The sequence below is a fragment of the Streptomyces sp. Tue6028 genome (assembly GCF_002300165.1).
In the GTDB taxonomy this organism is placed as follows: Bacteria; Actinomycetota; Actinomycetes; order Streptomycetales; family Streptomycetaceae; genus Streptomyces; species Streptomyces siamensis.
The window spans coordinates 1-22,490 of the sequence record NZ_MLCE01000006.1 but is presented as its reverse complement, the minus strand read 5'-3'; the positions used below and the strand labels follow the sequence as shown (position 1 = coordinate 22,490).

Here is a 22,490-nt window from a genome sequence, read left to right as displayed (position 1 = left end):
AGACGTGACAGGCTGGCAATTCTGGGTCGACCGGGGCGGCACCTTCACCGACATCGTCGCGCGACGCCCGGACGGCCGCCTGCTCACGCACAAACTGCTCTCCGAGAATGCGGCGAGATACGCGGACGCGGCCGTCGCCGGCGTCCATGAGCTCCTCGACGGCGACCGCGACGACGGCGACCGTGACCGCGACGGCCACGGCGCCACGGGCCCGCACATCGACGCCGTCCGCATGGGAACCACCGTCGCCACCAACGCCCTCCTGGAACGCAAGGGCGAACGCACCCTCCTGGTGATCACACGCGGTTTCCGCGACGCCCTGCGGATCGCCTACCAGAACCGCCCCCGCATCTTCGCCCGCGCCATCGAGCTGCCCGAGCTTCTCTACGAGAGGGTCGTCGAGGTCGACGAGCGGATCGCCGCGGACGGCACGGTCCTGCGCGCCCCCGACCTGGACGCGCTCGCCGGCCCCCTCCAGGAGGCCTACGACTCCGGCATCCGGGCCGTCGCCGTCGTCTGCATGCACAGCCACCTCCACCCCGCCCACGAGCAGGCGGTCGGTGAGCTGGCGGCCCGCACCGGCTTCCCACAGATCTCGCTCTCCAGCGAGGTCAGCCCCTTGATGAGGGTCGTCCCGCGCGGGGACACGGCGGTCGTCGACGCCTACCTCTCGCCGGTCCTGCGGCGCTACGTCCAGCATGTCGCCGACGAGCTCCAGGGCGTCCGGCTGATGTTCATGCAGTCCAACGGAGGGCTCGCCGAAGCCGGACAGTTCCGCGGCAAGGACGCCATCCTGTCCGGGCCCGCGGGTGGCATCGTCGGCATGGCCCGGATGTCGCAGCTCGCCGGCTTCGACCGCGTGATCGGCTTCGACATGGGCGGCACCTCCACCGACGTCTCGCACTTCGCGGGGGAGTACGAGCGCGTCTTCACCACCCAGATCGCCGGGGTCCGGCTGCGCGCGCCCATGCTCGACATCCACACCGTCGCCGCCGGCGGCGGCTCGGTCCTCCACTTCGACGGCTCCCGCTACCGGGTGGGCCCCGACTCGGCGGGTGCCGACCCGGGCCCCGCCTGCTACCGGGCCGGTGGCCCGCTCACCGTCACGGACGCCAACGTCGCGCTCGGGCGGATCCAGCCCGCGCACTTCCCCACGGTGTTCGGACCGGACGGCGACCAGCCCCTCGACGACGCACTGGTCCGCGAGCGGTTCGCCGCGCTCGCCGGCGAGATCCGCGACAGGACCGGCGACGACCGCACCCCCGAGCAGGTCGCCGAGGGCTACCTCCAGATCGCCGTGGCCAACATCGCCAACGCGGTCAAGCGGATCTCGGTCCAGAAGGGCCACGACGTCACCCGCTACGCGCTCACCACCTTCGGCGGCGCGGGCGGCCAGCACGCGTGCATGGTCGCCGACTCGCTGGGCATCCGCACCGTCCTCGTCCCGCCCATGGCCGGCGTCCTGTCCGCCCTCGGCATCGGACTCGCCGACACCACGGCCATGCGCGAACAGTCCGTGGAGGCACCCGTGGAAGCCTCCTCGATGCCGGGCATCCAGAAGACCGCCGACGACCTGGAGAGCGCCGCCCGCTCCGAACTGCTCGCCGAGGACGTGCCCGAGGACCGCATCCGGGTCACCCGCCGCGCCCAACTCCGCTACGACGGCACCGACACGGTCCTCACCGTCGAGCTCACCGAGCCCGACACCATGATCGAAGCCTTCGAGGAACGTCATCGCGCCACCTACTCCTTCACCCTCGACCGCCCGGTCGTCGTCGAAGCCCTCTCCGTGGAAGCCACCGGTCTCACCGAACCCCCCGATCTGTCCGCGCTCGCCCCCTTCGCCGGGCGCTCCGCACCGCACAGCCCCGCCCCCGCGCCCGAGTCGGTCAGCCTGCACACGGGCGGAGCCTGGCACGACGTGCCCCTGCACCGCCGTGAGGAACTGCCGCCCGGCGAGGCCGTGACCGGACCCGCGATCATCACCGAGGCCAGCGCGACGACCGTCGTCGACGACGGCTGGCGGGCCGCGGCGACGGACGACGGGCATCTGGTCATGGAACGGGTGGCGGTCACGCAGAGTTCCGATCTCGGCACGGAAGCGGACCCCGTCCTCCTCGAGGTCTTCAACAACCTCTTCATGTCCATCGCCGAACAGATGGGCGCCCGCCTGGAGTCCACCGCCCAGTCCGTCAACATCAAGGAGCGCCTGGACTTCTCCTGTGCCCTCTTCGACCCCGACGGCAGCCTCGTCGCCAACGCCCCGCACATCCCCGTCCACCTGGGATCCATGGGCACCAGCGTGAAGGAGGTCATCCGGCGGCGCGGCGACAGCATGCGGCCGGGCGACACGTACGCCGTCAACGACCCGTACCACGGCGGCACCCACCTCCCCGACGTCACCGTGATCACCCCGGTCTTCGACACGGAGGGTGAGCGGATCCTCTTCTACGTCGCCTCCCGCGGTCACCACGCCGAGATCGGCGGCATCGCGCCCGGCTCCATGCCCGCCGACAGCCGCACCATCGAGGAGGAGGGCATCCTCTTCGACAACTGGCTGCTCGCCGAGGACGGCCGCTTCCGCGAGGCCGAGACCCTGGACCTGCTCACCGGCGCGCGCTACCCCTCACGCAACCCGAAGACCAACCTCGCCGACCTGCGCGCCCAGATCGCCGCCAACCAGAAAGGCGTCGACGAAGTCGGCCGCATGATCACGAACTTCGGGCTCGACGTCGTGCAGGCCTACATGAAGCACGTCCAGGACAACGCCGAGGAGGCGGTGCGCCGCGTCATCGACGCCCTGGAGGACGGCGAGTTCGGATACGAGACCGACTCCGGTGCCGTCATCCGCGTCCGCGTGTCCGTGCAGCGGGAACAACGCACCGCCACGGTGGACTTCACCGGCACCTCGGCACAGCTCACCACGAACTTCAACGCGCCCTTCTCGGTGGTCAACGCCGCCGTCCTGTACGTCTTCCGCACCCTGGTGGCCGACGACATCCCGCTCAACGACGGCTGCCTGCGGCCCCTGGACATCGTCGTGCCGCCCGGCTCGATGCTCGCCCCCGAGCCCCCGGCCGCCGTCGTCGCGGGCAACGTGGAGACGTCCCAGGCGATCACCGGCGCGCTCTACGCCGCTCTGGGGGTCCAGGCCGAGGGCTCCGGAACCATGAACAACGTGACGTTCGGCAACGAGCACCACCAGTACTACGAGACCGTGGCCTCCGGGTCGGGCGCGGGCGACGGCTTCCCCGGCGCCCCCGTCGTGCAGACCCACATGACCAACTCGCGGCTGACGGACCCCGAGGTCCTGGAGTGGCGACTTCCGGTCCGGCTCGACGAGTTCGCGGTCCGGCGCGGCAGCGGTGGCGCGGGGCGCTGGCGGGGCGGGGACGGCGGTGTGCGCCGCCTGCGCTTCCTGGAGCCCATGACGGTCTCGACGCTCTCCCAGCACCGCAGGGTCGCCCCCTACGGCATGGCGGGCGGCGAACCGGGAGCCCTCGGTGCCAATCGGGTCGAACGTGCCGACGGCACGGTCACCGAACTTGGCGGAAGTGATTCGGCGGACGTCGGCCCCGGCGACGTACTCGTCATCGAAACCCCCGGCGGCGGAGGCTACGGTCCTCCACCGCGCGACCATGATGAAGCAGGAGAAAAGATCGATGATCTTCGGGCGTTCTGAGCGCGGCAAGCCTCCGGTCGAGCCCGTCACGCTCAAGATCCTGGTGGCGGGCGGCTTCGGCGTGGGCAAGACGACTCTCGTCGGCGCGGTCAGTGAGATCAAGCCGCTGCGCACCGAGGAACTCCTCACGGAGGCGGGCCGGCCGGTCGACGACACCAGTGGCGTGGAAGGCAAGCACACCACCACCGTCGCGATGGACTTCGGCCGCATCACGCTCCGCGAGGACCTGGTGCTGTACCTCTTCGGGACACCCGGCCAGGACCGCTTCTGGTTCCTGTGGGACGAGCTCGCCACCGGCGCGCTCGGCGCCGTCGTCCTCGCGGACACCCGCCGGCTGGAGGACTGCTTCGCCGCCGTCGACTACTTCGAACGGCGTTCCATACCCTTCGTCGTCGGCGTCAACTGCTTCGACGACGCCGCACGGTATCCCACCGACGACGTCCGCCAGGCACTCGACCTCGACCCCGGAGTGCCGGTCGTCCTGTGCGACGCGCGCGACCGCGAATCCGTCAAGGAAGTCCTCATCTCGGTCGTCCAGCACGCGATGGCCTACGCCGCCGACCGCCGCGAGACCGTCGCGACCTGACGGCACGCGGACCGGCCCCGGCTCTCGCCGCCGCGATCCGCGCACGGGTACGGCCCGTACCCTCGCCGACCGGGGTACGGGCCGCAGTCGAGCACGCGCGCGTGGAGCGTCCGAGAGGCACGCGCGCGTGAACCCTGTTCAGCTGACGTCGTCCTCGTGCCAGCCGAAGCTCTTCTCCACCGCCTTGCGCCAGTTGTGGTACTCGCGGTCGCGCACCGAGGCCTCCATGGAGGGAGTCCACTCGACGTCCTTCTGCCAGTGCGACTTCAGCTCGTCCAGGTCGTTCCACACCCCTGTGGCGAGCCCGGCCGCGTAGGCCGCGCCCAGGCAGGTCGTCTCGGAGACCTTCGGGCGGATCACCGGCACGCCCAGCACATCCGCCTGATGCTGCATCAGCAGCTGGTTCTTGGTCATGCCGCCGTCGACCTTGAGAGTGGTGATCTGCACCCCGGAGTCCTGGTACATGGCGTCCACGACCTCGCGGGTCTGCCAGCTGGTCGCCTCCAGCACCGCGCGGGCGAGGTGCGCCTTGGTGACGTACCGCGTGAGCCCGGTGACGACACCGCGTGCGTCGGAGCGCCAATAGGGGGCGAACAGGCCGGAGAAGGCGGGCACGATGTACGCGCCGCCGTTGTCCTCGACACTCGCCGCCAGCGTCTCGATCTCGTCGGCGTTGCGGATGATGCCGAGCTGGTCGCGGAACCACTGCACCAGGGCGCCCGTGATCGCGATGGACCCTTCGAGGCAGTAGACCGGCGCCTCCGTGCCGATCTTGTACCCCATCGTCGTCAGCAGCCCGTTCTTCGACGGGACGGGCCGGTTGCCGGTGTTGAGCAGCAGGAAGCTGCCGGTTCCGTACGTGTTCTTCGCCGTGCCGACGTCGTAGCAGGCCTGCCCGAAGATCGCGGCCTGCTGGTCGCCCAGTGCGGAGGCGACCGGCACGCCGGAGAGCTGGCCCACGGCACTGCCGTACACCTCGGACGAGGACCTGATCTCCGGGAGGACCGCCTCGGGGACGTTCATGGCGGACAGGATGGACGAGTCCCACTGGAGCGTGTCCAGGTTCATGAGCATGGTGCGCCCGGCGTTGGTCACGTCGGTGACGTGCTGTCCGCCGTCCGTGCCGCCGGTCAGATTCCAGATCAGCCAGGAGTCGATCGTGCCGAAGGCGATCTCACCGCGCTCGGCCCGCGCCCGCAGTCCTGGCACGTTGTCCAGCAGCCAGGCCGCCTTGGGGCCCGAGAAGTAGCTGGCCAGCGGGAGTCCGGTCTGCTCGCGGAAGCGGTCCTGTCCGTCCGTGCCGCCCAGCTCGTTGCAGAGCGCGGACGTACGGGTGTCCTGCCAGACGATCGCGTTGTGGACGGGCTTGCCCGTGGCCCGGTCCCAGAGGACCGTCGTCTCGCGCTGGTTGGTGATGCCGAGCGCGCTCAGCTGGTCGGCCCGCAGTCCGGCCTTGGCGATCGCGCCGGCCACCACGGCCTGCACCTTGGACCAGATCTCCGTGGCGTCGTGCTCCACCCAGCCCGGCTTGGGGAAGATCTGGCGGTGTTCGCGCTGGTCGACGGCGACGATCGCGCCGGCCTGATTGAAGATGATGCAGCGGCTCGAGGTGGTGCCTTGGTCGATTGCCGCGACGTACTTCTCGGCATGGTCCGTCATGACGTCCCCTTCGTCAGAAGGCTGCGTTGTAGATCGCGGCCCCGATGATGGCGCCCGCGATCGGGCCGACCACCGGGATCCAGGAGTAACTCCACTCCGAGGTGCCCTTGTTGGGGATCGGCAGCAATGCGTGGGTGAGACGCGGTCCCAGGTCGCGGGCCGGGTTGATGGCGTACCCGGTGGGTCCGCCCAGCGAGAGGCCGATGCCCACGACGAGGAGGGAGATGAGCAGGACGGGCAGGCCCGCGTCGCCGATGCCCGCGACGCGCTTGCTCCCGCCGACCAGCGCGAGAATGGGCAGCATCAGCGCGATGGTGGCGATGACCTCGGTGATCAGGTTCTGCACGGGGTTGTTGATCTCGGGCCGTGTCGAGAAGATCCCCAGGGTCTCGATGGCCTTGTCCTCTTCGGCGTTGAGGTTGAACTGCCCGAGGTAGAGCAGCCAGCAGAGCGTGGCCCCGATCATGGCTCCGGCGAACTGGCCCAGGATGTAGAAGGGCACGTCCTCCCACTTGGTGGAGCCTTCGACGGCGAAGCCGATCGTGACCGCCGGATTGATCTGGCCTCCGGACAGCGGTGCCGCGGTGTACGCGCCGGCCAGGACACCGAAGCCCCATCCGAACGCGATGACCACCCAGCCGGCGCCTTGTGCCTTGGACTTGTTGAGGGTGACGGCGGCGCACACTCCGGCGCCGAAAAGGATCAGGATCGCGGTGCCGATCAACTCGCCGACAAAGATGTCTCCGTTGCTCATGGCGGCTCCTAGGCCCTCGCCCGGGGGATTGGCCCCGGGCCACCGTGCAGGGTGCGTTTCCCATGGCCACTTCAGCCGAAGGCAGGGATGTCCCGCGCCCCGCCCGGCGTCCGTGACGAGCGTGCCGTCGCAGCGGAATCGCCCGTGGGGGGACGGCCTGGGTGCAGGTCGAAACCCGAGCGGTGCGGTGCCTGAAGACGCCCGAATGCGGCGATGCCGACTGACACCCGGAAGTGTTCACCGGTGCCCAGGGGGCGTCAAGGTAGCGGACTGCAACGGTTCGAAGGCCGCAAAGGGGGCGTGACGTGGAGGGCACCGGACGCGTTCGGTCCGTCGACGGTGGCCGGTTCGTGCGGGGCGGCCGTGCGGCTCGGCACTGTGACGAAGGCCGGTTCGTGCGGGGCGGCCGTGCGGCTCGGCACTGTGACGAAGGCCGGTTCGTGCGGGGCGGCCGTGCGGCTCGGCACCGCGAAGGTGGGTGGCTCGGCCCACCACAGCCACTCAGCCCGCCACGGCCTGCCCGGACGGCCGCACCGGCGCCGTTCCGTGGCCGCGCCGCACCTCGTGGCCGGGCAGCCCCGCTCGCCCGAGCACCCAGCTGGCCCCGTTCAGCGCCTTCGCGGCCTTCTTGAGCGGCGCCAGACAGGCGGCGGCCTGCCGGTGGTCGGTGACACTGCCGGGCGCGCACAGCACCGTGGCCAGCGACAGGGTGATCGCCCGGCCGCCCGCGGACCAGGGCGCGTCGAGGAGTGACGTGGCCAGGGGGTCCAGGGTGTCCGGATCGGAGAGGACCAGGAAGTCGTCCCCGCCGATGTGCCCCACGCGGGTGGCCCCGGACGCCGCGTGCTGCAAGGCGCGCCCCACCGAGCGGATCAGTTCGTCCCCCGCGGCGAACCCCGCCCCGTCGTTGACCTGTTTGAAGTGGTCGACGTCCAGCCAGCTGAGCGCGAACAGCCGGCCGTCCGCGATCCGCCGGTCCACCTCACCGGTGATCGCGTCCGAACCGGGCAGTCGGGTCAGCGGGTTGAGCGCCGCGGCCTCCTCGACCCGGTTCTCCGCCAGAGCGCGTACGAGGTCGGCGAGGCGCACCACGCCCACGCACCGCCCGTACCGGTCGACGACGGCGACGTCGTCGGAGGTACGGTCCCGGTCCCCGTCCGCCACCACGTCCAGGACCTCCCAGGCCGTGGCGTCGACACCGACGGTGCGCGGCGGGTCGCCGAGCTTGGCGGCCGGGCGGTCCGCGTACAGCGCGTGACCGTAGCGGGCGGACATCGACAGCAGGAACCGTGAGCGGTGCACGGACCGTACGGGGACTCCGGAGGAGTTCACGAGCAGCACCCCGGACACGTCGGGCGATCCCGTGAGCAGCGCCCGTACCTGTCCCGCCGAGGCCGTCGCGGGCAGCAGCGCGGCGGGTCGCACGAACTGCCGTACGGAGGGCCCCGACCGCGGCGAAGCGGAGCGCGCGGGGGAGAGGGCCGGAACGTATACGTCCGCCGCGGGCAGCCGAGTGGGCGGCGCGAACAGGTCGCCCTGCGCCAGCTGCGCACCCGCCGACACCGCCGCCGCGCACTGCGACTCCGTCTCCACCCCCTCGACGGACAGCAGCGCGCCCAGCTGCTCGCACAGCGTCCGCATCGCCCGTACCGCCGCGGGCCGAGTCAGCAGGGACACGTCGAGCTTCATCAGCTCGGGAGCGAGGTCCGTGAGCAGCCGCAGCGGTACGTCGCCGTCGCCGACCCCGTCCGCGCAGATCCGGAAGCCCTCGGCACGCACCGCGGTGACCGCCTCCAGCAGGGCGTGCTGCGGCACGTGCGTGTACGGCGGGCCGATGTCGACGGTCACCTCCCAGGGAAGCCGTCCGGCCTCGCGCACGGCCTCGCGCAGCGCCGCCAGACCGCCGAGGTCGGCGAGGGTTCCGGCGAACACATTGACGTGCAGCGGCAGCAGCGTCTCCTTGCGTGCGGCGGCCCGGATGGCCAACGCGGCGAGCCGGCCGTCCAGTTCGGGGTCGCGGCGGGCCTGTGCCAGGATGTCGCCGGCCTCGGGGCGGGCGAGTATCTCCAGCGCCGAGACCCCTCCGGTCGTCAGATTGACGACCGGTTGAAAGGCGAAGCGGACCGTATCCGTCCAGGAGGGCACGGCAGCATGATGTCGCCAGCCCGTCCGCGCCCGGGGGCGATTCATGAGCTGTTCACGCAGGATTCCGAGGTCGTCACACAGGGTGCGGGCGGCCGGGCCGGCTCCGGCCGGACGGCCGCTGCCGCCGGCCCCGCCGTGCGCGCCCCCAGCGGTTCGCGCACGGCGGGGCCGGGTCCGTGGAACCGCGGCCCAGGGCCTGTCGGGTCAGCGCACCGCGACGACCGAGGAGCCGTGTCCGAACAGCCCCTGGTTCGCGGTGATCCCCACGCGCGCCCCGGCCACCTGACGGTCGCCCGCGCTGCCGCGCAGCTGCCAGGTCAGCTCGCACACCTGGGCGATCGCCTGCGCCGGAACGGCCTCTCCGAAGGAGGCGAGACCGCCGCTGACGTTCACCGGTATGCGTCCGCCGAGCGAGGTGGCACCCTCGCGCAGCAGCTTCACCGCCTCGCCCTCGCCGCACAGTCCGAGATCCTCGTACCACTGCAGCTCCAGGGCCGTGGAAAGGTCGTACACCTCGGCGAGCGAGAGGTCCTCGGGCCCGATGCCGGCCTCCTCGTACGCCGCGCGCGCGATCGACGCACGGAAGGTGCCGTCGGCCGGCCGTACGGCGGCCGCGGAGTCCGTGGCGATGTCCGGCAGGTCGAGCACCGTGTTGGGATAGCTCGGGGTCACCGTGGACACCGCGCGGATCCGTACGGGACCGGCCGCTCCGTGCCGGCGCGCGAAGTCCATGCTGGAGAGCACCACGGCCGCGCCGCCGTCCGAGGTCGCGCAGATGTCGAGGAGCCGCAGCGGATCGGCGACGACCGCGGACCCCGCGACCTCCTCCGCGGTGACCTTCTTGCGGTACCGCGCGTGCGGGTTGAGCGCCCCCAGCGCGGCGTTCTTCACCTTGACCTGCGCGAAGTCCTCCAGTGTGTCTGCGTACAGTGCCATGCGCCGTCGCGCGTACAGCCCGAAGTACGTCGGATTCGTCGCCCCCAGTACCCGGAACCGCAGCCAGTCCGGATCGTCCGGCCGATCCCCGCCGGCCGGCCGGAAGAACCCCTTGGGGGCCGCGTCGGCGCCGACCACGAGGACGACGTCCGCGAGGCCCGCGAGGATCTGCGCCCGCGCCGTGTTCAGGGCCTGCGCCCCCGACGCGCACGCCGCGTACACACTCGCGACCCGTGCGCCCTGCCAGCCCAGTGCCTTGGCGAACGTCGCTCCCGCCACATACCCCGGATAGCCGCCGCGGACGGTGTCGGCACCGACGATCGACCCGATGTCGCGCCAGTCGATCCCGGCGTCGGCCAGCGCGGTCCGCGCGGCCGTCACTCCGTACTCGACGAATCCGCGGCCCCACTTGCCCCACGGGTGCATGCCCACGCCGAGCACCGCCACTTCGCCGGTCATACCGCCACCCCCCTGAACCGTGTGCCGCTCATGCGGCCACCCCCGTCGGCTGCCAGTGCCAGGTCGTCCAGGTCGTCTCCGCGTCCTCATTGAGCACCCCCGGGACGACCACCACCTCCATGCCCACCGTCAGATCGGCGACGGTGATCCCCGGAGCCGCCTGACCGAGTACGACGATGCGCTCGGATTCCAGCTCCACAGCGATCAACGTGTAGGGCTCCCACGAGAGTTCCGGGTCCGTCACATAGGGTGACGGCGGCCGGTACCGGCTGTCCGTGTACGACCAGACGCGGCCGCGCGGGGACAGCGGCACCTCGACGAGCTCGCCGCCCGGGCAGCCGGGATTGCGGCAGAACGCGTCCTCGCGGGGGAAGAAGACCGAGGTGCACGCGGAACAGCGTGTGCCGAGGAGGCGGAAGTCGTCTCCCTCTCCTGCGAACCACCCGGTCACCACAGGCGTGCGTGTACGCGACAAGATCCCTCCCCGGCACAGTATCTGACGGAACGTCAGAAGTGTGCCACGGGCAACGAGAATTGGGCAGGCCGTCACGGTGAACCACACGGGCCTCCACGGCGTCGCTGTAACCGTGGGGACGACCGGGGCCCACGGGGGTGGTCCCGGCCGTCCCCGCCGCCGGCGCCCCGTCGGGGGCGCTCGCAGGTCCGGGCGGCCACAGGTGAAGACGTTCCTCCGATGATCGGATACAGTCCGCGGCGTGTCCGCAACCCCGCATCCGCCCGCCGACTTCGCGCCGGACTCCCACTGTTCGAGCTGTGGCGCCCCCTACGAAGAGGGCATCTCCGGCTGGCCCCGCACCTGTGCCGCCTGCGGGACCGTGGCGTACCGCAATCCGCTCCCCGTCGCGGTGGCCCTTCAGCCCGTCTACGACGACAGGGGTACGGCCCTGGTCGTCATCACCCGGACCATCGCTCCCGCGCGCGGAGGCATCGCCCTGCCCGGGGGCTTCATCGACCACCGGGAGGACTGGCGGCACGCGGTGGCGCGCGAGCTCAAGGAGGAGACGGGCATCGACGTGGCGAGCCGGGACGTCCGGCTCGCCGACGCGATGAGCTCTCCGGCCGGCCACCTGCTGCTCTTCGGGCTCCTTCCGGAGCGCCCGGCGGCCGAGCTGCCCCCTTCGGCAGCCACGGACGAGACGGCCGGGTGGCACCTCCTGCGCAGGCCGGTCGAACTCGCCTTCCCGCTGCACACCTTGGCGGCTCGGGCATGGTTCGAGGGCCGGTACATCTGAGACGGCCCATTGCACCCAAGGGCGCGTCGCCCGCGCGGGCAGGTCGCCTGACGGGCGAGGGCAGGTCGCCTCACGCGCGCGGGCACAGCGCGATTGACGCGCGCGGTCACGTCGCCCACGCGCGCGTGCCACACGTCACGCGGGGGCGCCGGCCGTCACCCTCCGGCGCCGCGCTCAAGCCCCGTCACACACCGAGCCCCCGTACCCGAACCGGGCAGGACGGCTCGGTCCGGCCGTCCTCGCCGTCCCGCAGCACCACCACCCGCCTGCCCTCCCACCGCGTCACGTAGCGCTCGATCTCCGGCTCGTCCCACCCGTCGCCCGCGTCCGCCACGACGAGCCCGCCGCCGGTGCGGCCCCGCGCGGGAGCCCACGCCTCCAGCTCCAGACCGCCGTCGGCACCGCGCACGGGGATGACGGAGCCCGCCCGCGCCAGCACCGGGACACGTGACAACGGGGCGTCGACCAGCACCTGGGCCGGACCCTCGTACGCCTCCTCGGTGACCGTGTCGTACCACCGCCCCCGGGGCAACTGCACCGCACGCCGGTCCGCTCCGTGATCCAGCACGGGCGCCACCAGGAGGCAGTCACCCAGCAGGAAGGCGTCCTCGCAGTCGCGCAGCGCCCGGTCCATGGGCGCGCCCCACCACAGGGGCCTCACGTACGGCGCACCTGTGCGCCGTGCCAGGTGCGCCAGCGTCATGAAGTACGGCGCGAGGCGCCGCCGCTCGACGAGTGCCACGCGCGCGTGCTCCAGGACTTCGGAACCGAACTCCCAGGGCTCCCTGCGGCCCGCGCGCAGGCTCGCATGGGTGCGGAAGAGCGGCAGGTAGGCGCCGAGCTGGAACCACCTCAGGTACAGCTCGGGCGACGGGCTCCCGTCGAAGCCGCCCACGTCGGGTCCCGAGTAGGGCACCCCGCACAGCCCGAGCCCCAGCACGAGGGAGAGCGACGCCCGCAGTCCCGGCCAGCCGGTGGCCACGTCCCCCGACCAGGTCCCGCCGTAGCGCTGCATCCCGGCCCAGCCGGACCGGGAGAAGAGGAACGGCCGTTCCTGGGGCACGAGCTCCCGCAGCCCCTCGTAGGCGGCCCGGGCCATGCCGAGCGCGTACACGTTGTGCGCCTCGCGATGATCTCCGCCGCGCCCCTCCAGGGAGTGCCGCGCCGAACGGGGCAGAGTCGACTCCCCGAAGGCCGTGAACGACGTCGGTTCGTTCATGTCGTGCCAGAACCCGGCGAACCCCAGCGCGAGCCGCTCCTCGTAGAGTCCGCCCCACCACTCACGCACGCGCGCGTGCGTGAAGTCGGGATGGACCGACTCCCCGGGCCACACGACGCCGCGCACCGGCTGCCCCGACGCGTCCCGGACGAAGGCGTCCGTCTCCAGCCCGCTGTCGTACACCGGGTTGCCCGGCTCGGCCTTGACCGCGGGATCGATGATCGACACCAGATGGACGCCGTCGCGGCGCAGTTCCTCGGCGAGCAGCGGGAGTTTCGGGAAGTGCTGAGTGTCGACCGTGAACACCTGGTGCGCGTCGTAGTGGTCGATGTCCAGGTGGACCGCGTCGAGCGGAAGCCCGCGCTCCTCGTACCCGGCGACGATCCGGCGTACCTCTTGCTCGCTGCCGAAACCCCACCGCGCGTGATGGTGCCCAAGAGCCCACGCCGGGGGCAGCGCGGGCGCCCCGGTGAGCGAGGCCCAGGCGTGCAGCACGCGCGCGGGGGTGCCCACCATGACCCAGCAGCGCAGTGGGCCGCCGTCCATGCGCAGCTCGCACGTCCCGGCCCGGTCGTGCCCGGAGCCGGCGCCCTCCTCCCCCTCGCGCAAGGTCACCGTGCCGTCCCACGTCGTGTCGTGGAACACGAGGTGAGTGGCCGCGTCGGCGACCACCATCTGCACCGGCATGGTGACGTACAGGGGGTCGTCCTCGGGCCCGAAGGGACGGCCCGGGTCCGTGTTCCACAACCGGTACGTGCCGTCGCGGAGCCGGGGCCCCGTCGCGCGCCCGCCGAGACCGAAGAAGCGAGCGTCGGCCGCCACTTCGGAGCGCTGCATCCAGCGGGCCGCGCCACCGTCGACGGGCTCCCACCAGCGGGGCGGCAGATCGCGGCGCAGGACCACGCCTCCGGGCGTCCGCACCTCGACCGCGCCGTGCAGGGAGACCGCGACGGTCACCCGCTCGGAGACGACCCGCCAGCCGCCCTCCTTGTCCGGCTCCAGGATCGCGCGAGGGTCGGGCTCGGGGGAGCTGCCGGCGAGCGCGTAGGACGGCTCCGGACCGGCCCCGTCCCAGCCCCAGAAGACCGCTCCGCCGGCCGTGACCGTGATCCGCAGTTCGGACCTGGCGAAACGGACGACACCACCGCCGGGCTCCGTCTCCACGCCCTGTACCGGGCCCGGCACCCGCGCCCGCTCGGCGCCCCGCTGCGGCAACCCGGCGGCGTCGGCACGCCTCCTGCGCCATGCGGCCCGGACCGTGCGCCACCCATGGGCAGTACCCCCCGAACCGACCGCTTTCACCGAACGCACCAGGTCACGACCGTCCATGCTGCTCACCCTGCCATTGACAGCGCCATACGGGTGAGTCGTTCAACTGCCGTTCACCCATGGCGACGCCACATCTTCACGTTGCTGACTATGTGTGGCGCACCCTGGTGCTGAAGTCGATCACATGGCATCGTCCGTGTCAGCCGCGTGACGCGCACACCCCCGCTCGTGCGCGACAGACGCACACGACGCGCACAGACCGGGAGCCGCCCCATGTCCACCGCGAACGCCACGCCGCTCTGGCAGCCCACAGAGGAAGGCATCGCGCGAGCCCAGATCACGAGGTTCCAGGCCTGGGCGGCCGAGCAGCACGGAGCCCCGGCCGACGGCGGTTACGCGGCGTTGCACCGCTGGTCGGTGGACGAGCTCGACACCTTCTGGAAATCCGTCACCGAGTGGTTCGACGTACGGTTCTCCACCCCCTACGCGCGCGTGCTGGGCGACCGCTCGATGCCCGGCGCCGAGTGGTTCCCGGGGGCGACTCTCAACTACGCCGAGCACGCCCTGCGCGCGGCGGAGACCCGCCCGGACGAACCGGCCCTCCTGCAAGTCGACGAGACGCACGAGCCGACCCCCGTGAGCTGGTCGGAGCTGCGCCGGCAGGTCGGTTCCCTGGCAGCCGAGCTACGCGCCCTCGGCGTACGCCCCGGAGACCGTGTCAGCGGCTACCTCCCGAACATCCCGCAGGCTGTCGTCGCCCTGCTCGCCACTGCCGCCGTGGGCGGCGTCTGGACGTCCTGCGCCCCCGACTTCGGGGCCCGCAGCGTCCTCGACCGATTCCAGCAGGTCGAACCCGTGGTGCTGTTCACGGTCGACGGCTACCGGTACGGCGGCAAGGAGCACGACCGCCGCGACACCGTCGCCGAACTGCGTCGCGAGCTGCCCACGCTGCGTGCCGTCGTGCACATCCCGCTGCTCGGCACCCAGGCACCCGAGGGCGCCCTGGAGTGGTCCGCGCTGACCTCCGCCGACGTGGACCCCGTCTTCGAGCAGGTGCCCTTCGACCACCCCCTGTGGGTGCTCTACTCCTCCGGGACGACCGGCCTGCCCAAGGCCATCGTCCAGTCGCAGGGAGGCATCCTGGTCGAGCACCTCAAGCAGCTCGGTCTGCACTGCGACCTGGGCCCCGAGGACCGCTTCTTCTGGTACACGTCCACGGGCTGGATGATGTGGAACTTCCTCGTCTCCGGCCTGCTCACCGGTACCACCATCGTCCTGTACGACGGCAGCCCGGGATACCCGGACACCGGTGCCCAGTGGCGCATCGCCGAACGCACGGGAGCGACCCTCTTCGGCACCTCGGCGGCCTACGTCATGGCCTGCCGCAAGGCGGGCGTCCACCCTGCCCGGGACTTCGACCTCACGCGCGTGCAGTGCGTCGCCACCACCGGATCACCCCTGCCGCCCGACGGGTTCCGCTGGCTCCACGACGAGTTCGCCGAGGCCGGGGCGGACCTGTGGATCGCGTCCGTCAGCGGCGGGACCGACGTGTGCTCCTGCTTCGCGGGAGCCGTCCCCACACTGCCGGTGCACATCGGCGAGCTCCAGGCCCCGGGCCTCGGCACCGACCTCCAGGCCTGGGACCCCAGCGGCAAGCCCCTCGTCGACGAGGTCGGTGAGCTGGTCGTCACCAACCCGATGCCGTCCATGCCCATCCGCTTCTGGAACGACCCCGACGGCAGCCGCTACCACGACAGCTACTTCGACACGTACCCCGGAGTGTGGCGGCACGGGGACTGGATCACCGTCACCTCGCGCGGTTCCGTCGTCATCCACGGCCGCTCCGACTCCACGCTCAACCGGCAGGGCGTGCGCATGGGGTCGGCCGACATCTACGAAGCCGTCGAGCGCCTCCCCGAGATCAAGGAGTCGCTCGTCATCGGGATCGAGCAGCCCGACGGCGGCTACTGGATGCCCCTCTTCGTCCACCTCGCCCCCGGCGCCGTGCTCGACGAAGCCCTCCTGGGCCGCATCAAGCAGACGATCCGCGAGCAGCTGTCCCCGCGTCACGTCCCGGACGAGGTCATCGAGGTCCCCGGGGTCCCGCACACCCTCACGGGCAAGCGCATCGAGGTCCCCGTCAAGCGCCTCCTCCAGGGCGCCACGCTGGAGAAGGCGGTCAACGTCGGCTCCGTGGACAACGTCGAACTGCTGCGCTTCTACGAGGACCTGGCCCGCAAGCGCGCCTGATCAGCCCCCGTAAGTGGCCTCGGACTCGCCCAGCACGGTGGCGAAGTCCGAGGCCAGCCGTGCCGCGTCGGCGGGCTCGAGCTCCGCGACAGAGATCCGGACGCCGGGGGCGGAGGCGAGCCGGAAGCGGGCACCCGCCGCGACCCACCAGCCGTGCGACCGCAGACCGTTCACGACGGCCGACTCGTCCCGCACCGGCACCCAGAGGTTCATTCCGCTCACGCCGTGGGCCTGCGCGCCCCGCTCGGCGAGCTCACGCGCGAGGGCCCTCCGCCTGAGTCCGTACGCCTCCTGCGCGCGCGTGACCAACGCGCGCGTGGCGTCGTCCGTCATCAGCCCGTACACCGTCTCCTGCAACAGGTGACTGACCCAGCCCGAGGTCAGGAGCATCCGGCCGTCGTGCCGGGCGAGCGTCGTCGGATCGCAGGCCGCCGCCGCCCACCGCAGATCGGTCCCCAGGAACTTGCTGACGGTCCGCACATGAACCCACCGCGTCAGGCCGCCCGACGTCAGTGAGCGCAAGGGCGCGTCCGCGACGGCGGAGGCGTGGTCGTTCTCCACGACCAGCAGGTCGGGCTGCTCCCGCACGACGTCGATCAGCGCGTCTCGGCGCTCCGCCGAGAAGCACCCGCCGTACGGGTTCTGCGCCCGCGGGCTGTACACCACCGCACGGACGCCGGCCCGCAGGGCGGTGCGCAACGCCTCGGGGCGCATGCCCTGGTCGTCCACGGCGACCGGCACCGTGCGCAGCCCCAACGCGGTGACCAGGTCCAGCAGATGGTGATAGCCCGGGTCCTCCATGGCCACGCCGTCGCCCGGCCGCAGCTCCACCGACAGCAGCCGCCCGATGAGGTCGAGCGCGCCGTGCGCGAACGTCACCTGGTCCGTGGGCACTCCGTCGGGCTCCAGCCACTCCCGCACCGCGTCCTCCAGGCGCGCCAGCCGGGGAGTGGACCGGTGCGAACGAGCACCGGGGGAGAGCCGCGAGGGTGGCACGAGATGGGGGAGCAGCTCGGGGTCCGGATGCCCGCCGGCCAAGTCACGAAGACCGTCCGGCACCTTGGGCGGCCTCCGCGAGGCGACCGCGGGAGCGGCGGCGACCACGGTGCCACCCCGCCCGCGGGTCGTCACGATGCCGCGGCTCCGCAGCTCCTTGTAGGCCGTCGCCACCGTGCCCGGACTCACGCCGAGGTCGTCGGCGAGGCGACGCACCGGAGGCAGCGCGCTCCCCGGCTCCAACGCGCCCTCGGCCACGCCTCGTTCGACGGACGACGCAATTCCCTTGGCCGTCGTGCCACTGATCCCATATTGTGTTGCCACGTTGCTAAGTATGTATCAATACATAATCTCGCGCAAGGGGGAGCAGTGAGTGCGATGCCCCGCACCGCAGCATGGTGGACACGCGTCCCAGGAGGCCGCGACGGCCGCAGAATGCTCTGGATCGCACTGGTCGACCGGATCGGCAGCGGTCTGTGGGCCTCCGTCTCCGTCCTCTACTTCACCTACGTCAGCGACCTGTCCGTAGCCCAGGTCGGCGCCCTCGTCGCCGTCTCCGGAGCGGTCGGCATCGCCGGCGCCCCCCTCGGCGGGCGCATCGCAGACCGACTGCCCCTCACCCGCGTACTGGCCGCCCTCCAGATCCTGCGGGCCCTCGCCTCCGTCGCCCTGCTCACCACCGACGACTACTTCCTGCTGATGGCCTTCTCAGCCGTCGGCAGCCTCGGCGACCGCGCCGCCAACGTCCTCACCAAGCTGTACGCCACCCGCGTCGCCGGACCGGACCGGGTCCGCTACCAGGCCGTCAACCGCACCGTCGCCAACGCCGGATGGGCCCTCGGCGGCCTCGCCGCCGCCGGAGCCCTCGCCGTCGGCACCACCGCCGCTTACCGATCGCTCCTCCTCGGCGACGCCCTCTCGTTCGCAGCCGTCGCCCTCCTCACCACACGCTGCGGCGAACCTCCTTCGGCCACCCGCACCGTCACCACGTCGAAGAACCCGGCCCCCACCGAACGACCTCGAAGCCCCTGGCGGGACCGCGCCTACCTCACCTACGTCGCCAGCGACACCGTGCTCTTCCTCGACGACGCGGTCTTCAAGGTCGGACTGCCGCTGTGGATCGCCCACTCCGACCACGCACCCCACGGCCTCGCACCCCTGCTCATGGTCCTCAACAACGTGATGGTGGTGGTCTTCCAGGTCCCCCTGGCCCACTTCGGCGCCACGACGGCCGCGGCACGCGCCCTGCTGATCCCCCTGTCCGCCGTCTTCGCCCTCGGCGGCACGGCCATGGCCCTCTCGGCCACCGGCGGAGCCGTCACCACGACCTCGTTCCTCACCGGCGCCGCGATCGCCTTCACCGTGGCCGAGATGCTCCACGCGACCGTCTCCTGGGAACTCTCCGTCGCCCTCGCCCCCGACACCGCCCAGGGCGCCTACCTCGGCGTGCACGGGCTGGCGCAGTCCGCGCAGCGCAGCGTCGGACCACTCGCCGTCACCGCGGCCATCGCCGTCGGTCCCCTCGGCTGGACGGCTTTCGGCGCGACCATCGCCATGACCTGCCTGTTCCAGCACCGCATCGTGCGCGAACGCCTTCCCCGACCGGCATTGTCAGTGCCTCCGGTTACTGTGAGTGAGCATTGATCGACTGTGCACAGGGGGAAACATGACCAACACCCAGGCCCAGCGCATGCGACGCGTCCTGCGCCGCGAAATCGCCGGCACCATCGGCCTGCTGACCGACGACGAGGACTTCACCGCGATGCGGCGGTACCGCACATTCGCCTTCGACGACCACGCGACCTATCTCCAGCAGATCGAGTCCCTGCTCCGGACCCTCTCCGCGCAGGGCAGCCACACCACAGTGGCCCTCTTCGACCCCGAGGAGTTCGCCGAGTACTGCGCGACCAGCGGCCTCGAACCCGACACCCCGGCCAGCCGCACCCGCTTCACCGCGGAACTCGCCGCCACCGGAGCCACAGTCCCCTACGAAGGCCAGCCCCTCGACGAACTCGTCCCGACCCTCGTCGACGAGGCCGTCCGCAAGGCCACCTGGGAGTACGCGACCACACTGCTGGCCCGCATCGGCGCCTGCGCCTCCTGCGGCGTCGACATCGGCCGCGCTGCCTTCGCCCGAGCCGCGCGGCTCCTCACCCGCATCATCGAAACAGCGAGCCCCGGCCACCTCCACCTCGTCTGCAGCGTCTCCGCCGCCCCCGAAACACTCGTGGCCGCGCTCCGGGCCGACGACGAACCCGACACCGCGAACCGCGTCGACGAGTCGGAAGCCCTCGAATTCACCACCGTCCTCGCCCTCGGCATCGCCACCCGCAGCTCCGGCGGACTCGTCATGCGCACCACCGCGGCGGGCACCACCGACCGGGTCTACGGATGGCGCCTGCGCGGTGAACGGCTGGAGCCCCTCACCGCCGCCGAAGTCTTCGACGCCTACTGCACCGACGCCGATACCGGAGACCTCGTCTCCCCGGAGTCCGGCGTCGACTACTGCGTACCCCCCGACCTCGGAGACGCGGGAGAAGACACCGGCCACACGCACTGAACGCCAAGGGGCGCCCCACCCGAAGGTGGAGCGCCCCGAGGACGACGATCGTCGACGACGCGGACCGGCTACTCGCCGGACAGCACCGCCTGCGCCGCAGCCCGCGCCTCTTCCGCCGTGTCCGCGGCACGAGCGGCAGCGGCGGCACGCTCGCATTGGGCCAGCGTGTACTTGGCCAGCGTCGCCCGTACATAAGGAAGCGACGCCGCACCCATCGACAGGGAGGTGACCCCGAGACCGGTCAGCACACACGCGAGCAGCGGGTCGGAGGCGGCCTCGCCACAGACACCACAGCTCTTGCCCTCGGCCTTCGCCGACTCGGCCGACAGCGCCACCAGGTCGAGCAGCGCCGGCTGCCACGGGTCCTGCAGACGGGACACCGCACCCACCTGCCGGTCGGCGGCAAAGGTGTACTGCGCGAGGTCATTGGTCCCCAGCGACAGGAACTCGACCTCCTGCAGAATCGACCGCGCCCGCAGAGCGGCCGACGGAATCTCCACCATGGCACCGAACTTCGCCTGCAGCCCGGCCGCACGGCACGCGTCCGCGAACGCCTTGGCGTCGATGCGGTCCGCCACCATCGGAGCCATCACTTCGAGGTAGACCGGCAGCCCCTCGGCAGCCTTCGCGAGAGCACTGAGCTGCGTGCGCAGCACCTCCGGGTGGTCGAGCAGCGTCCGCAGACCCCGCACACCCAGTGCCGGGTTCGGCTCGTCGGCCGGGGTGAGGAAGTCGAGCGGCTTGTCGGCGCCGGCGTCCAGCACCCGCACCACGACACGGCCCTCGGGAAACGCCTCCAGCACCTGGCGGTACGCCTCGACCTGCTTCTCCTCGGACGGCGCCTTCTTGCTGTCGTCGAGGAAGAGGAACTCGGTACGGAACAGACCCACACCCTCGGCACCGGCCTCGACCGCGGCCGGCACGTCCGCCGGACCACCGACGTTCGCCAGCAGCGGCACCTTGTGACCGTCGGACGTGGCTCCCGGACCCGTCGCAGCGGAGAGCGCCGCCTTGCGCTCCGCCGCCGCGGCCTCCATCTGCGCCTTCTTCTCGGCACTCGGCTCCACGAAGATCTCACCGGTGCTGCCGTCCACGGCGATCATGGTGCCCTCCGCGAGCTCACCCGCACCCGGCAGCGCGACCACGGCGGGGACGCCGAGCGCACGGGCCAGGATCGCGCTGTGGCTTGTGGGCCCACCCTCCTCGGTGACGAAACCGAGCACCAGAGTGGGGTCGAGCAGCGCGGTGTCCGCGGGCGCGAGGTCACGCGCAATAAGAACGTAGGGCTCGTCGCTGTCCGGCACACCGGGCATCGGCACACCGAGGAGCCGGGCGACGATACGGTTCCGCACATCGTCGAGGTCGGCCACGCGCCCGGCGAGGTACTCGCCGGCACCGGCGAGCAGCGCCCGGTACGCGGCGAACGCGTCGTACACCGCGCGCTCGGCCGTGCTGCCGACGGCGATCCGCCGCTCCACATCCGCCATCAGCTCGGGGTCCAGGGCCATCATGGCCTGCGCCTCGAGCACCGCCTGGGCTTCGCCCCCCGCCAGATTGCCGCGCGCAATCAGATCGGCTGCCACCGCCTCCACGGCCTTGCGGGCACGCCCCTGTTCGCGCTCCGCGTCCTCCGCCGGGATCTGCTTGGCAGGCGGTTCGAGAACCGCCGTCCCCATGTGCCGAACCTCGCCGATCGCCACACCGTGGCTCACGCCGACGCCTCGCAGCGTTGTCTCCATCTCACCCGTCTCCGATAGTGCGGCGGGCTCGGCCGCCGCGGTGGTTGTCCAAGCCGCCGTGCTGGACGGCGCTGAAGTCACTGCCAGCTGAAGAGCGCGTCGCCGGGCTTCACGTCGCCGTCCTCGCGGACGTCGGAGAGGGAGTCCGCCGTGGCCTCGAGAGCCACGACCGGGCACACCGAGGACTTGCCGGCCGCTTCGACGGCGGCCGGGTTCCAGCGCACGACGCCCTGGCCGCGCGTCACGGTGTCCCCCTTGTTCACGAGGAGCTCGAACCCCTCGCCGTTGAGCTGGACCGTGTCGATGCCCAGGTGAGTGAGGACGCCGTGGCCCTCGCTGTCGACGACGACAAAAGCATGGGGGTGAAGCGAGACAATGACTCCGTCGACGGGCGCGACAGCCTCGGCGGGCTCACGGACGGGTTCGATCGCCATGCCGGGGCCGACCATGGCCCCGGAGAAGACGGGGTCCGGTACCGCGGAGAGCCCGATGGCGCGTCCTGCGATAGGGGACGTCACGGTGGTCATGGGAAGCCTCCCAGGGGTGGAGATTCATATGGGCCGTCACTGCCTGTCCCGGACGGCGCACTGTTGAGCAGGGTATGTCATATGAAGTGGCGGTTCCGCGCGAGTGATCCCGCTTGGAGACCGAAGGACACAGCGGAAACGATTTGCGCCCGCTCCAGGCCCGCATGTAGAGTCGTAGACCTGCCCGGGGCCGAGCGACGCCACCAAGCGTCCTTGCCTGGCAGCATCCAACTTGTCAGATCCTATCTCGGGGTCCCTTCCGCATGTCCGCGGGACGGTGGTCAGGGAGACGGAAAAACACTGATAGAGTTTGAAACGCAAGACCGAAGGGAAGCGCCCGGAGGAAAGCCTGAGAGAGTCTCTCGGGTGAGTACAAAGGAAGCGTCCGTTCCTTGAGAACTCAACAGCGTGCCAAAAATCAACGCCAGATATGTTGATACCCCGTCTCCGGCCATA

At 71.4% G+C, this 22,490-nt stretch carries 15 protein-coding genes; 6 read left to right on the top strand and 9 right to left on the bottom strand.

The genetic code is table 11. From position 1 onward, the window contains the following. Positions 1-4: 4 nt before the first annotated feature. Together BKI49_RS04790 and BKI49_RS04785 are read left to right on the top strand one after the other, a co-directional pair. Positions 5-3,682 (top strand): hydantoinase B/oxoprolinase family protein, encoded by a 3,678-nt coding sequence (locus BKI49_RS04790; RefSeq protein ID WP_095932941.1) that lies wholly within the window; start codon positions 5-7, stop codon positions 3,680-3,682. After that, complete coding sequence (locus BKI49_RS04785; protein WP_095932940.1) at positions 3,663-4,268, top strand: GTP-binding protein; 606 nt, start codon at positions 3,663-3,665, stop codon at positions 4,266-4,268. The genes BKI49_RS04790 and BKI49_RS04785 overlap by 20 nt, the downstream gene beginning before the upstream one ends. A gap of 138 nt (positions 4,269-4,406) precedes the next feature. Here BKI49_RS04785 and glpK read toward each other — a convergent pair whose 3' ends face one another. The 5 genes from glpK to BKI49_RS04760 form a co-directional block, all read right to left on the bottom strand. Beyond that, the gene (gene glpK / locus BKI49_RS04780) at positions 4,407-5,927 is read right to left on the bottom strand and encodes a glycerol kinase GlpK (protein WP_095932939.1); all 1,521 of its coding nucleotides are present in this window, start codon (positions 5,925-5,927) and stop codon (positions 4,407-4,409) included. Positions 5,928-5,940: 13 nt separating this feature from the next. Next, on the bottom strand, positions 5,941-6,681 hold the full coding sequence (locus BKI49_RS04775) for an MIP/aquaporin family protein (protein WP_095932938.1): 741 nt from the start codon (positions 6,679-6,681) through the stop codon (positions 5,941-5,943). A gap of 501 nt (positions 6,682-7,182) precedes the next feature. Next, positions 7,183-8,826, bottom strand: a complete 1,644-nt coding sequence (locus tag BKI49_RS04770) for a GGDEF domain-containing protein (RefSeq protein ID WP_095932937.1) — start codon at positions 8,824-8,826, stop codon at positions 7,183-7,185. Positions 8,827-9,030: 204 nt separating this feature from the next. After that, positions 9,031-10,221, bottom strand: coding sequence for a lipid-transfer protein (locus BKI49_RS04765; RefSeq protein WP_095932936.1), 1,191 nt, complete (start codon positions 10,219-10,221; stop codon positions 9,031-9,033). 28 nt (positions 10,222-10,249) lie between these two features. Then, a complete protein-coding gene (locus BKI49_RS04760; protein ID WP_095932935.1) occupies positions 10,250-10,675 on the bottom strand; it encodes a Zn-ribbon domain-containing OB-fold protein in 426 nt (141 codons plus the stop codon). Between the two features lie 262 nt (positions 10,676-10,937). Here BKI49_RS04760 and BKI49_RS04755 point away from each other — a divergent pair, with 262 nt between their 5' ends. Continuing rightward, positions 10,938-11,474: an NUDIX domain-containing protein gene (locus BKI49_RS04755; RefSeq protein WP_095932934.1), complete on the top strand. Its 537-nt coding sequence runs from the start codon at positions 10,938-10,940 to the stop codon at positions 11,472-11,474. A gap of 184 nt (positions 11,475-11,658) precedes the next feature. On the opposite strand, the gene BKI49_RS04750 is transcribed toward BKI49_RS04755, so the two are convergent. Next, positions 11,659-14,022, bottom strand: coding sequence for a glycoside hydrolase family 31 protein (locus tag BKI49_RS04750; protein ID WP_095932933.1), 2,364 nt, complete (start codon positions 14,020-14,022; stop codon positions 11,659-11,661). Between the two features lie 213 nt (positions 14,023-14,235). On the opposite strand from BKI49_RS04750, the gene BKI49_RS04745 reads away from it, so the two are divergent. Beyond that, positions 14,236-16,212 carry an acetoacetate--CoA ligase gene (locus BKI49_RS04745; protein ID WP_095932932.1) on the top strand — a complete coding sequence of 659 codons (1,977 nt, stop codon included), beginning with the start codon at positions 14,236-14,238 and terminating at the stop codon, positions 16,210-16,212. On the opposite strand, the gene BKI49_RS04740 is transcribed toward BKI49_RS04745, so the two are convergent. After that, positions 16,213-17,532 (bottom strand): aminotransferase class I/II-fold pyridoxal phosphate-dependent enzyme, encoded by a 1,320-nt coding sequence (locus tag BKI49_RS04740; RefSeq protein WP_095932931.1) that lies wholly within the window; start codon positions 17,530-17,532, stop codon positions 16,213-16,215. 111 nt (positions 17,533-17,643) lie between these two features. Between BKI49_RS04740 and BKI49_RS04735 the strand changes: the two genes are divergently transcribed. Further along, the gene (locus BKI49_RS04735; RefSeq protein WP_095932930.1) at positions 17,644-18,852 is read left to right on the top strand and encodes an MFS transporter; all 1,209 of its coding nucleotides are present in this window, start codon (positions 17,644-17,646) and stop codon (positions 18,850-18,852) included. Positions 18,853-18,874: 22 nt separating this feature from the next. Then, positions 18,875-19,768: a hypothetical protein gene (locus tag BKI49_RS04730; RefSeq protein WP_095932929.1), complete on the top strand. Its 894-nt coding sequence runs from the start codon at positions 18,875-18,877 to the stop codon at positions 19,766-19,768. 68 nt (positions 19,769-19,836) lie between these two features. Here the strand turns inward: BKI49_RS04730 and ptsP are convergent, their stop codons facing one another. Beyond that, positions 19,837-21,507 (bottom strand): phosphoenolpyruvate--protein phosphotransferase, encoded by a 1,671-nt coding sequence (gene ptsP, locus BKI49_RS04725; protein ID WP_095932928.1) that lies wholly within the window; start codon positions 21,505-21,507, stop codon positions 19,837-19,839. 77 nt (positions 21,508-21,584) lie between these two features. Beyond that, on the bottom strand, positions 21,585-22,034 hold the full coding sequence (locus BKI49_RS04720; RefSeq protein ID WP_095932927.1) for a PTS sugar transporter subunit IIA: 450 nt from the start codon (positions 22,032-22,034) through the stop codon (positions 21,585-21,587). Positions 22,035-22,490 lie beyond the last annotated feature (456 nt).

Excerpts from the sequence above, each read along its gene's own strand:
- BKI49_RS04785 (WP_095932940.1), top strand. The coding sequence starts at position 3,663 with ATGATCTTCGGGCGTTCTGAGCGCGGCAAGCCTCCGGTCGAGCCCGTC.
- glpK (WP_095932939.1), bottom strand. The coding sequence starts at position 5,927 with ATGACGGACCATGCCGAGAAGTACGTCGCGGCAATCGACCAAGGCACC.
- BKI49_RS04775 (WP_095932938.1), bottom strand. The coding sequence starts at position 6,681 with ATGAGCAACGGAGACATCTTTGTCGGCGAGTTGATCGGCACCGCGATC.
- BKI49_RS04765 (WP_095932936.1), bottom strand. The coding sequence starts at position 10,221 with ATGACCGGCGAAGTGGCGGTGCTCGGCGTGGGCATGCACCCGTGGGGC.
- BKI49_RS04750 (WP_095932933.1), bottom strand. The coding sequence starts at position 14,022 with ATGGACGGTCGTGACCTGGTGCGTTCGGTGAAAGCGGTCGGTTCGGGG.
- BKI49_RS04745 (WP_095932932.1), top strand. The coding sequence starts at position 14,236 with ATGTCCACCGCGAACGCCACGCCGCTCTGGCAGCCCACAGAGGAAGGC.
- BKI49_RS04735 (WP_095932930.1), top strand. The coding sequence starts at position 17,644 with ATGCTCTGGATCGCACTGGTCGACCGGATCGGCAGCGGTCTGTGGGCC.
- BKI49_RS04730 (WP_095932929.1), top strand. The coding sequence starts at position 18,875 with ATGACCAACACCCAGGCCCAGCGCATGCGACGCGTCCTGCGCCGCGAA.
- ptsP (WP_095932928.1), bottom strand. The coding sequence starts at position 21,507 with ATGGAGACAACGCTGCGAGGCGTCGGCGTGAGCCACGGTGTGGCGATC.
- BKI49_RS04720 (WP_095932927.1), bottom strand. The coding sequence starts at position 22,034 with ATGACCACCGTGACGTCCCCTATCGCAGGACGCGCCATCGGGCTCTCC.